The sequence below is a fragment of the Nitriliruptor alkaliphilus DSM 45188 genome (assembly GCF_000969705.1).
GTDB lineage: Bacteria > Actinomycetota > Nitriliruptoria > Nitriliruptorales > Nitriliruptoraceae > Nitriliruptor > Nitriliruptor alkaliphilus.
This window is the reverse complement of record NZ_KQ033901.1, coordinates 4167929-4179205: the sequence shown is the minus strand read 5'-3', so window position 1 is coordinate 4179205 and position 11277 is coordinate 4167929. Positions and strand designations below refer to the sequence as shown.

Here is an 11277-nt window from a genome sequence, read left to right as displayed (position 1 = left end):
GTGCCACCTGTCGATCCACCCCCGTCCGCTCGCGACCTGCTCGGCGCCACCGCCCTCCCCGGCGGGGGCGTCCGCTTCGTGGTCTGGGCACCGCTCGCGACCCGCGTGGAGGTGCTGTTCGACGACGGTCGGCGCGCTGAGCCGCTCACGGCCGGCGCACGCGGCTACCACGCGGGCACGGTCGCCGATGTGAGGCCCGGGGACCGGTACCGCTACCGGCTGCACCGAGCCGAGGGTGGTCCGCTCGACCGCAGCGATCCGGCGTCGCGGTGGCAGCCGGACGGCCTGCACGGCTGGTCCGCGGTCGACGACCCGGGCTTCGCCTGGACCGACGCGGCGTGGCGGCCGCGTCCGCTGCACGAGCAGGTGCTCTACGAGCTGCACGTCGGCACCTTCACCCCCGAAGGCACCTTCGACGCCATCGTCCCGCGCCTGGCCGACCTCGCCGACCTCGGCGTCACCACGATCGAGCTGATGCCGATCTGGCAGTTCCCCGGCGAACGCAACTGGGGCTACGACGGCGTGCTGCCCTACGCGCCCCAGCACAGCTACGGCGGCCCAGCGGGCCTGCGCCGCCTGGTCGACGCGGCGCACGCGGCCGGGATCGGGGTGATCCTCGACGTCGTCTACAACCACTACGGCCCCGAGGGCAACCACCTCGCCGACTTCGGGCCGTACCTGACCGACCGCTACGACACCCCGTGGGGACAGGCCGTCAACGTCGACGGCCCGGACAGCGACCAGGTCCGGCGCTACGCGGTCGAGAACGCCGTCCGGTGGGTCCGGGACTTCCACGTCGACGGGCTGCGCCTGGACGCCGTGCACGCGATCGTCGACACCTCCGCCGTCCACCTGCTCGAGGAGCTGGCAGCCGCCGTGCACCGCGAGGCGGCCCAGGCCGGTCGCGAGGTCCACGTCATCGCCGAGAGCGAGCTGTCCGACCCGCGGCTCGTCCGTGTGCCCGAGGTCGGTGGCCACGGGCTCGACGGGCAGTGGCTCGACGATGTCCACCACGCGCTCCACGTGGCGTTGACGGGGGAGCGGACCGGCTACTTCGAGGACTACGAGGGGCTGGTCGACCTCGAACGGATCCTCCGCGACCGGTTCGCGTACGCGGGGCGCTACTCGGTGCACCGCGGCCGGACCGTCGGCCGTCCGGCGCGGGACGTGCCCTACGAGCGCTTCGTGGCCTGTACCCAGAACCACGATCAGGTCGGCAACCGGATGCTCGGCGAGCGCCAGAGCGACCTGCTCGACCTCGAGCAACGCAAGGTGTCGGCCGCCGCCCTCCTGTTGCTGCCGTTCACCCCGATGCTGTGGATGGGGCAGGAGTACGGCGAGGTGGCGCCCTTCCAGTACTTCGTGTCGCACACCGACCCCGACCTCGTCGCGGCGGTCCAGCACGGACGCCGTCGCGAGTTCGCGTACTTCGCCGACCAGCGCGAGCCGCCCGACCCCCAGGCCACCGAGACCTTCGAGCGCTCGAAGCTCGACTGGTCCAGGCGCGAGGACGGCGAGCACGCCACCCTCCTCGCGCTGTACCGCCACCTCCTGGCTCTGCGACGCGAGCTGCCGGCGATCGCGGGACCCGACGCGGGTGAGGCCGTCCCGGTGCTCCACGGCCCGTCGACCCTGACCTGGTCGCGCGAGGTCCCCGGACGGCCCGAGGCCGAGGTGCTGGTCGTGGTGCACACCGGGGCGGAGCCGACCGAGCTGAGCCGGACGGGATCGTTCGAGCTGGCGCTCGACACCGCGGCTCAGGGGTTCGGGGGGCCAGGGGGGACCGAGGTCGAACGGTCGCCCGATCGCACCCTCGTGCGGCTGCCCGGCCCCCGGGTCCTGCTCCTGCAAGCAACTCCGTCGGAGGCCACGTGACCCTCGAGCTGTGGCCGGGTGCGCCCTCCCCCCTCGGGGCGACCTACGACGGTCTCGGGACCAACTTCTCGCTGTTCAGCGAGGTCGCCGACCGCGTCGAGCTGTGCCTGTTCGACCCGGACGGCACCGAGCACCGGGTGCCGCTGACCGAGGTCACCGGGTACGTGTGGCACGGCTACGCGCCGACCGTCGGGCCAGGCCAGCGTTACGGCTACCGCGTCCACGGCCCGTACGACCCCGCCCGCGGGCTGCGGTGCAACCCGAACAAGCTGCTGATCGACCCGTACGCCAAGGCGATCGACGGTGAGCTCGCCTGGGGCCAAGCTGTCTTCGGCTATGACTTCGGTGATCCGGACGGTCCCCCGAACACCGTCGACAGCGCGGCGTCGGTCCCGCGTTGCGTGGTCGCGAGCCCGTTCTTCGACTGGAACGAGGACCGTCACCCGCGCACCCCGATGCACGAGACGGTCATCTACGAGGTGCACACCAAGGGCCTGACCGCCCTCCACCCGGACGTACCCGAGGAGCTGCGCGGGACCTACGCGGGACTGACCCACCCGGCGGTCATCGACCACCTCGAGGACCTCGGCGTCACCGCTGTGGAGCTGCTGCCGGTCCACCGCCACGTCCCCGAGAGTCACCTGGTCGAGCACGGTCTGACCAACTACTGGGGCTACAACACCATCGGGTTCTTCGCCCCCCACGACGGCTACGCGCGCGGGTCGGCCGAGCACGCCGTGCCCGAGTTCAAGCAGATGGTCAAGACCCTCCACCAGGCCGGCATCGAGGTCATCCTCGACGTGGTCTACAACCACACCGCCGAGGGCAACCACCTCGGACCCACCCTGTCGATGAAGGGCATCGACAACCGGGCCTACTACCGCCTCGTCGGCGACGACCCGCGCTACTACACGGACTACACCGGCACGGGCAACTCGATGAACATGCGCCACCCTCACGTGCTGCAGCTGATCATGGACTCGTTGCGGTACTGGGTGAACGAGATGCACGTCGACGGGTTCCGGTTCGACCTCGCCTCGACCCTGGCGCGTGAGCTGCACGACGTCGACCGGCTCTCGACCTTCTTCGAGGTCATCCAGCAGGATCCGGTCATCAGCCAGGTCAAGCTCATCGCCGAGCCGTGGGACGTCGGCGAGGGTGGCTACCAGGTGGGCAACTTCCCCCCGCTGTGGTCGGAGTGGAACGGGATGTACCGCGACACCATGCGCGACTTCTGGCGCGGCGAGCCAGCGACCCTGCCGGAGTTCGCCTCACGCCTGACCGGCAGCTCCGACCTGTACGAGTCCGACACCCGGCGCCCGAACGCCAGCATCAACTTCATCACCGCCCACGACGGGTTCACGCTGCGCGACCTCGTGTCCTACGACCGCAAGCACAACGAGAGGAACGGCGAGGACAACCGCGACGGCACCGACGACAACCGGTCGTGGAACTGCGGGGTCGAGGGACCGACCGACGACGAGGAGACCCTGGCCCTCCGCGCTCGCCAGCAGCGCAACTTCCTGACCACCCTGCTGCTGTCGCAGGGCGTGCCGATGCTGCTCGGAGGCGACGAGTTCGGCCGCACCCAGCAGGGCAACAACAACGGCTACGCGCAGGACAACGAGCTGTCCTGGTTCCGGTGGGACCAGGCCGACGTCCCGGTCAGCGCCGGCGGGCTCGACCACGACCTGCTGGCCTTCACCCGTCACCTGATCGCGCTCCGGGCCGAGCATCCCGTCTTCCGACGTCGCCGCTGGTTCCAGGGCCGGCCGCTGCGGGGCGAGACCATCGACGACATCGCCTGGCTCACGCCCGGCGGTGACGAGATGGACGACGAGGACTGGGAAGCCAGCTTCGCCCGCGCGTTGCAGGTGTTCCTCAACGGCAACGGGATCGCCAGCCCGGACCCTCGCGGCCAGCCCGTGGTCGACGACTCCTTCCTCGTGCTGTTCAACGCGAGCGACGTCGGTCTGGACTTCACCCTGCCACCGCCGTCGTTCGCGGGCGCCTGGCGGGTCGTGGTCGACACGGCGCTGGTCCGACCCACCGACGACGTGGAACGCTTCGACGCTGGATCCGTCCGTCACGTCCCCGATCGTGGGGTCGTCGTCCTCGTCGCGGAGGAAGCACCGTGACCGTCCCGTCCTCGACCTACCGGCTGCAGCTGCACGCGGCGTTCGACTTCCGCGACGCGGCGGCAGCGGTGCCCTACCTCGCCGACCTCGGGGTCAGCCACCTGTACCTGTCGCCCACCTTGGCGTCGGCGCCGGGCAGCAGGCACGGCTACGACGTGGTCGACCCGTCCCGGCTCGACGACGAGCTCGGCGGGGACGAGGGGTTCACGCACCTGTCCGAGGCGGTCCACCGCGCCGGGATGCGCCTCGTGCTCGACCTCGTCCCGAACCACGTCGGGCTGCTCAGCCCCCACAACCCGTGGTGGTGGGACGTGCTGCGGCACGGGCCGGACAGCCGCTACGCCGGCCACCTCGACATCCGCTGGCAGCGTCGGGGCGACGGTCCGCCTCAGGTGCTGTTGCCGCACCTCGCGCGGCCCCTCGACGACGAGCTGGCGGACGGGGATGCCCTGCATCTCGAGCACGGCGAGCCGCCCCACGGCGACGACGGTCACGCCGACGCCCGCTGGCGGGTCGTCTACCACGAGCACGCCTGGCCGGTGCGGCCGGGGTCCCTGGCTGCCGTGGGTCTGGACGGCGATGACGTCGCGGGGACGGTGGCGACCGTCGAGGCGGACCGCGGCCGGCTGCTGTCGCTCCTGCTCGAACAGCACCACCGCCCGGTGCACTGGCGTCGGGCCAACGCCGACCTCAACTACCGACGGTTCTTCGACATCACCACCCTCGGTGGGCTGCGCGTCGAGGACCCGGCGGTCTTCGCGGACGTGCACCGCCGCACCCTCGAGCTGGTCGAGGACGGGCTGGTCGATGGCCTGCGCATCGACCACCCTGATGGCCTGCGCGACCCGGCGGGCTACTTCGAGCAGCTCCGTGCCGCGGCCCCCGACGCCTGGATCGTCGCCGAGAAGATCCTCGAACCGGACGAGCGCCCACGTGCGTCGTGGCCGATCGACGGCACCGTCGGCTACGAGTTCGCCAACCTCGTCCTCGGCCTCTACATCGACCCGCGGAGCGAGGCCGTGCTCGACGACCTCTACGCGCAGACGGTCGGCCACCGCGTCGACTACCACCAGGTCGTGGACGACGCCAAGCGCGAGGTGGTCACCTCGCTGTTCGCCGCCGAGCTCGCGGGGCTGCACCAGCAGCTGATCGACCTCGCCGAGGCCGCGGGCAGCGTCACCGACCCGGACCTACTGCGTGACGCGCTCGTCGAGACCCTGGTCTGCCTGCCGGTCTACCGCACCTACGTCCGTGCCGACGAGGCCGACCTCGACGACGACGACCGCGCGTACGTGATGGGTGCCGTCGCCCGGGCCCGCGCCCGGCGTCCGGACCTCGACGAGCCGCTCGACCTGATCTGCGAGTTGCTCCTGCTCGAGCAGGGCGGCGACGGGTCGGCCGACTTCGTCATGCGGTTCCAGCAGCTCTCGGGTCCGATCATGGCCAAGGGCGTCGAGGACACCGTCTTCTACCGCTACCTGCGCTTCGTGGCCGTCAACGAGGTCGGCGGGGCACCGCACCATCTCGGGACCTCGGTCGCGGCGTTCCACAGCGCCAACCAGCTCCGACAGCGGGACTGGCCGGCCACGATGCTGACGACCTCGACGCACGACACCAAGCGCAGCGAGGACGTCCGCGCCCGCCTCGCGGTCCTGTCCGAGCTGCCCGACCTGTGGGTCCGGGCGGTCCAGGAGTGGGGCGAGCTCGCGGCGCGCCACCGGGGGGACCGGGGTCCGGCGCCCGAGCACGAGCTGCTCCTGCTCCAGACCCTCGTGGGCGCCTGGCCGCTCGACGCCGAGCGCGCCGTCGCCTACGTGCTGAAGGCCGCGCGCGAGGGCAAGCACCACAGCCACTGGATCGACGGCGACCCTCGGTACGAGGACGACCTCGAGGCTGCGACCCGGGGCCTGCTCGCCGACACCGACGCCCGGGCGTTGATCACGCGCCTGCTGCAGGTCGTCCTCCCCGCGGGCCGGTTGACGTCGCTGTCCCAGACGCTGCTGAAGCTGACCAGCCCGGGGGTACCGGACATCTACCAGGGCACCGAGCTGTGGGACCTGTCCCTGGTCGACCCCGACAACCGGCGGCCCGTCGACCTGGCGCACCGGCAGCGCCTGCTGGGTGACCTCGGACCCGATGCGCCCCACCCGGTGGATCTGCTCGCCCGGGCGAGCGAGGGGCTCCCGAAGTTGTGGCTGACCGCCACCGCCCTCCGGCTGCGGCGCGAGCGCCCCGATGCGTTCGGCCCCGGTGCCACCTACACCCCGCTGTACGCCGTCGGGGACCGGCAGGACCACCTCGTGGCGTTCGTGCGTGGTGGTGAGGTGCTCACCGTCGCGCCGCGGCTGGTCGCCGGCCTCGGGGGTGGCTTCGTCGACTGGGACTGGGGTGACACGGCCCTGGCGATCCCAGGTGGGCGGTGGCGGTGCCATCTCACGGGACACGTCGTCGACGGTGGTGGGCAGGTGCTGCTCCGCGACCTGTTGGCCGCGTTCCCGGTCGCCCTGCTGACCCGTGTGGAGGCGAGCTGAGTGGCGATGGCATCCGACGACCGGGCCGCCGAACGGGGCCGCCGTGGCGGTCGCAGCGCCGAGCCCGACGGGTGGGGCATCGTCCCGGCCTACGAGGACGCGTTCGGCGCGTGGACGGAGGTCCCGCACACCACGCTGGAGGCCCTGGTCCGCGCGATGGGGGGCCGCCCCGAGGATCCCGGCCCACCGCAGGTCGATGACGTGGTGGTGCTGCGCGAGGGCGAGACGCGCGCCCTCACTGGCGCCACGCGTGTGACCCTGGAGGACGGCAGCGAGCGGTCCCTCGACGGGATCGTCCCGGCGGACCTGCCGCTCGGCTACCACGACGCGGAGGTGGCCGGTCGGGACGAGCCGGTCCGGCTGATCGTCAGCCCGGGGCGCTGCCACCTGCCGGGCGACCTGGTCGCGTGGGGCTGGGCCGTGCAGCTGTACGCGCTGCGGTCCTCCAGCAGCTGGGGCATCGGCGACCTCGCCGACCTGCGCCACCTCGCCCGCTGGTCCGCCGAGGTGGGGGCGGGCACGGTGCTGCTCAACCCGCTCGACGCGGTCACACCCGTCGCCCCGCGCGAGACCTCGCCGTACTACCCGACGTCGCGGCGGTTCCTCGACCCGCTCTACCTCGCCGTCGAGGAGGTCCCCGGGGTGGCCGGCCTGGTCGACGTCGACACCCTCGTCGCCGCGGGTCGGTCCCTGACCTCCGACGCCCCGATCGATCGGGACGAGGTCGCGGCACACAAGCTGACGGTCCTCGAACGCGTCTGGGACGAGCGACCGGGCGTGAAGGACGCGCCTGCCTTCGAGGCGTTCCTCGCCGACCGGGGGGCCGAGCTGCAGGTCTTCGCCACCTTCTGCGTGCTGGCCGAGCTGCACGGCTCGGGGTGGCGCTCGTGGCCGCGGGAGCACCGTCACCCGGACTCGGCGGCCGTCGCCCAGCTGGCCGACGCCCGTGCCGATCGCGTCCGGTTCCACGCGTGGCTGCAGTTCCTGTGCGACAGCCAGCTGGCCGAGGCCGGTGGGCACGTCCCGCTGCTCGGTGACCTGCCGATCGGTGCCGACCCGGACGGCGCCGACGCGTGGGCGTGGCAGGACGTGCTCGCGGACGGGGTCACCGTGGGGGCACCACCGGACGAGCTCGGACCGCAGGGGCAGAACTGGACCCTGCCGGCGTTCGTACCGTGGAAGCTGCGGGCGGCACGGTACGAGCCGTTCATCGCCACCGTCCGGGCCGCCCTGCGTCACGTCGGGGGGCTGCGCATCGACCACGTGCTCGGCCTGTTCCGTCTGTTCTGGATCCCGCCCGGTGGGACGGCCGCCGAGGGCGCGTACGTGCAGATGCCCTCGCGCGAGCTGCTCGACGTGCTGGCGCTCGAGTCCGTCCGCGCCGGCGCGTTCATCGTCGGCGAGGACCTCGGAACCGTGGGGGAAGGGGTGCGCGAGGAGCTCGATGCTCGTGACCTGCTGCGCTACCAGGTGTTCTGGTTCGAGCAGGATCCGGTCGACGCGTGGGCCGACAAGGCGCTGGCCTCGGTCTCGACCCACGACCTGCCCACGGTCGCGGGCATCTGGACGGGCGACGACGCGCGGATGCAGGAGGACCTCGGGCACGAGCCCGACACCGCCTGGCACGCCGAGCTCCGCGAGCGCGTGCGGGTCGCCACCGGCCTGGACCGCGACGCGTCGGTCGAGGAGGCCGTGGTGGTGCTCCACGGTCACCTCGCCGCCGGTCCGAACCGGCTCGTGCTGGCTCAGCTCGACGACGCGCTGGCGGTCTCGGACCGCCCGAACGTGCCCGGCACGGACCGCCACGCCCGTCCGGCGAACTGGTCCCTGCCGTTGCCCGTCCGGGTCGAGGACCTCGCCGACCACCCGACGGTACGCGCCGTGGCGGCAGCGATGACCGCAGGCCGGGCGCAGCGACTACGGTCCTGAGCCGGTCCCGGACCCGAACGACGGCCGACCCCCGGGAGAGGAGCGTCGTGGGCAACGGTGCTGATGCAGGAGCGCGCCTCGAGAAGCAGCTCGGCCTGCTCGACGTCTACGCCATCTGCACCGGTGCGATGTTCGCGTCGGGCTTCTTCCTGCTCCCGGGCATCGCCGCCGCCAACGCGGGCCCGTCGGTCATCCTCGCCTACCTCGTCTCGAGCATCCTGATGGTGCCGGCGATGTACTCGATCGCCGAACTGTCCAGCGCGATGCCGCGCGCGGCCGGGACCTACTTCTTCATCCACCGCAGCATGGGGCCGTTTGCGGGCACGATCGGTGGGCTCGGTGCCTGGCTGGTGTTGGTCGCCAAGAGCGCCTTCGCCCTCGTCGGGATGGGTGCGTACCTGTCGCTGTTCGTCGAGGTCCCGGTGCGCCCGCTGGCGATCGCGCTGGTGGTCGCCTTCGGCGCCCTCAACATCGTGGGGGCCAAGGAGACCGCGCGGCTGCAGGTCTGGCTCGTGGTCGCCCTCGTGACCATCATGGCGTTCTTCATCGCCAACGGGGCGGTCGACATGGTGACCGGCGACGCGGCGGTCGAGGGCAGCTTCCGGCCCTTCTTCCCGTTCGGACTCGACGGGCTGGTGTCGACCATCGGGCTGGTGTTCATCTCGTACGCCGGTCTGACCAAGGTCTCGTCGGCCGCGGAGGAGATCTCCGACCTCGACCGCAACCTGCCGCTCGGCATGATCCTGGCACTGTTGACGGTGGGGGCCATCTACACCCTCGGGGTCACCGTCCTGGTCGGGGTCATCCCGCCCGAGGCGCTCCGCGACGACCTGACGCCCGTCGCAACCGCGGGTCAGCTGATCTTCGACTGGATGCCCGGTCAGATCGGCCTCGGTCTGGTCGTCCTGGCCGCCATGCTCGCGTTCGCGTCCACCGGGAACGCCGGCATCCTGACCGCCTCGCGCTACCCGTTGGCGATGGCGCGCGACCGCCTGCTGTGGAAGGGGTTCGACCGGCTGGGCCGGTTCGGTACGCCGACGGTCGGCGTGGTGGTCACCTGCAGCCTGATGGTCGCCGCCATCCTCTTCCTGGACGTCGAGCGGCTGGCGAGCCTCGGCAGCGCCTTCCTGCTGCTGCTGTTCGCCTTCATCAACCTGTCGGTGATCCTGATGCGCGAGAGCCGCATGACGTCCTACGCGCCGGGGTACCGCTCGCCGCTCTACCCGTGGATGCAGATCGCCGGTTTCCTGTCCACGTTCGGGCTCATCTTCACCCTCGGCGTCTTCTACGTCGCCTTCATCCTCGCGATCGTGGCGCTGTCCTACGTCTGGTACCGCCTCTACGTCCGGGAACGAGTCCCACGGCGTGGCGCGATCTACGGGGTCTTCCGTCGCTTGGGGGAGATCCACGACGAGGGCGTGGACGAGGAGCTGTGGAGCATCCTGCAGGAGCGCGGGGCCAGCGAGGGCGACTCCTTCGACGAACTGGTCGCACGCGCGCGGGTGATCGACCTCGACCGAGCGGTGGACCTCGACGGGGTGATCGATCGCGTCGCCGGCGAGCTCGCCGGCCGGCTCGACCACACGGCGGACGACGTCGCGACCGCCGTCGAGCTGGCCGCGTCCCGCGGCATCGTGCCCGAGCGGGCCCCGGTCGTGGTCTACGACCTGCAGATGGACGGCATCGCCAGCAGCGAGGTGGTGCTGGTCCGGGCCCGCCGAGGCGTGCCGGTTGCAGGAGCCGGGCGCTTCCCCGGGACCGGAGCGGTCGTCGGTGAACCCACCGAGCAGGACACCGTCCGAGCCCTGCTGTTCCTCGTCACGCCGGACGGGGCGGCGACCCAGCACCTGCGGTTGCTGGCGCAGCTGGTCTCGATGGTGGAGGTCCCCGGGTTCGCGCGCGCGTGGGACCGGGCCCGCGACGACCAGGAGCTGCTCGAGACGCTGCTGCGCGACGAGCGGTTCGCCACCTTCGTCGTCGGCGACCCGGGGCCGCCGTCCCGGATGGTGGACAAGCGGCTGCGCGAGGTGGACTTCCCGGGCGACACGCTGGTGGCCATGGTCCGCCGTGGGGACCGCACGATCGTCCCCGACGGGCAGACCCTGCTGCGTGAGGGCGACCGCCTCACCATCATCGGGTCACCGGCCGACGTGGCGCTCCTGCGCCGGGACGACGCTGAGGATGGCGGGTGACGAGCAACGACGAGGTGCTGGTCCGCCAGGCACGGCTGCAGTCCGAGGCCGAGGCGGTGCAGGGTGACCTCGGGCTCGCGGCCCTGCTCGGACGGGTGGGTGAGCCCGTCGTCGTCGGCAGCGCCGGGCTCGGGCTGATGGTGTGGCGCGACCTGGACGTGACGGTGATCTGTGATGACCTCGACGTCGCTGCTGTGGCCGCGATCGGGGCACAGCTCGCCGTCCACGAGCGGGTGTGGCGGGTGGTGTTCAAGGACGACAGCGGCGTCTGGAACACCGATCCCGCCTACCCCGACGGGCTCTACCTCGGGGTGCGGTACCGGTCCACGGCGGGCGACGACTGGAACCTCGACACGTGGTTCGTGGACGAGCCGGACCGCCAACCCGATCTCGCGAACCTGCGCACGATGCCGCCGCGGCTCACCGACGACGCACGCCTGGCGATCCTGCGCATCAAGGGCGACTGGTGCCACCGGCCCGAGTACGGCCGCAGCGTGACCAGCGCGGACATCTACACCGCGGTCCTCGATCACGGTGTCGGCGACCTGGCCGGCTTCGCGAGCTGGGTGGCTGGCCGGGACGAGCACCAGCCGACCACGTGACGGTCTCGGG

General features: G+C 71.9%; 6 protein-coding genes. All 6 read left to right on the top strand.

What is annotated here, in order from left to right; translation table 11 throughout:
- Genes treZ through NITAL_RS19280 form a run of 6 tightly spaced genes read left to right on the top strand, consistent with a single transcriptional unit; the run spans position 1 to position 11267 of the window.
- Positions 1-1875 carry a malto-oligosyltrehalose trehalohydrolase gene (treZ, locus tag NITAL_RS19305; RefSeq protein ID WP_052667793.1) on the top strand — a complete coding sequence of 625 codons (1875 nt, stop codon included), beginning with the start codon at positions 1-3 and terminating at the stop codon, positions 1873-1875.
- Entirely contained in the window at positions 1872-4013 is a 2142-nt protein-coding gene (gene glgX, locus NITAL_RS19300; RefSeq protein ID WP_052667792.1) for a glycogen debranching protein GlgX, read from the top strand. Before treZ ends, glgX begins: the two co-directional genes overlap by 4 nt.
- Positions 4010-6544: a malto-oligosyltrehalose synthase gene (gene treY, locus NITAL_RS19295; RefSeq protein ID WP_052667790.1), complete on the top strand. Its 2535-nt coding sequence runs from the start codon at positions 4010-4012 to the stop codon at positions 6542-6544. Before glgX ends, treY begins: the two co-directional genes overlap by 4 nt.
- A gap of 6 nt (positions 6545-6550) precedes the next feature.
- On the top strand, positions 6551-8473 hold the full coding sequence (malQ, locus tag NITAL_RS19290; protein ID WP_052669819.1) for a 4-alpha-glucanotransferase: 1923 nt from the start codon (positions 6551-6553) through the stop codon (positions 8471-8473).
- Between the two features lie 47 nt (positions 8474-8520).
- Positions 8521-10665, top strand: coding sequence for an amino acid permease (locus NITAL_RS19285; RefSeq protein ID WP_052667789.1), 2145 nt, complete (start codon positions 8521-8523; stop codon positions 10663-10665).
- Positions 10662-11267, top strand: a complete 606-nt coding sequence (locus NITAL_RS19280; protein WP_052667787.1) for a hypothetical protein — start codon at positions 10662-10664, stop codon at positions 11265-11267. The genes NITAL_RS19285 and NITAL_RS19280 overlap by 4 nt, the downstream gene beginning before the upstream one ends.
- Positions 11268-11277: the final 10 nt, after the last annotated feature.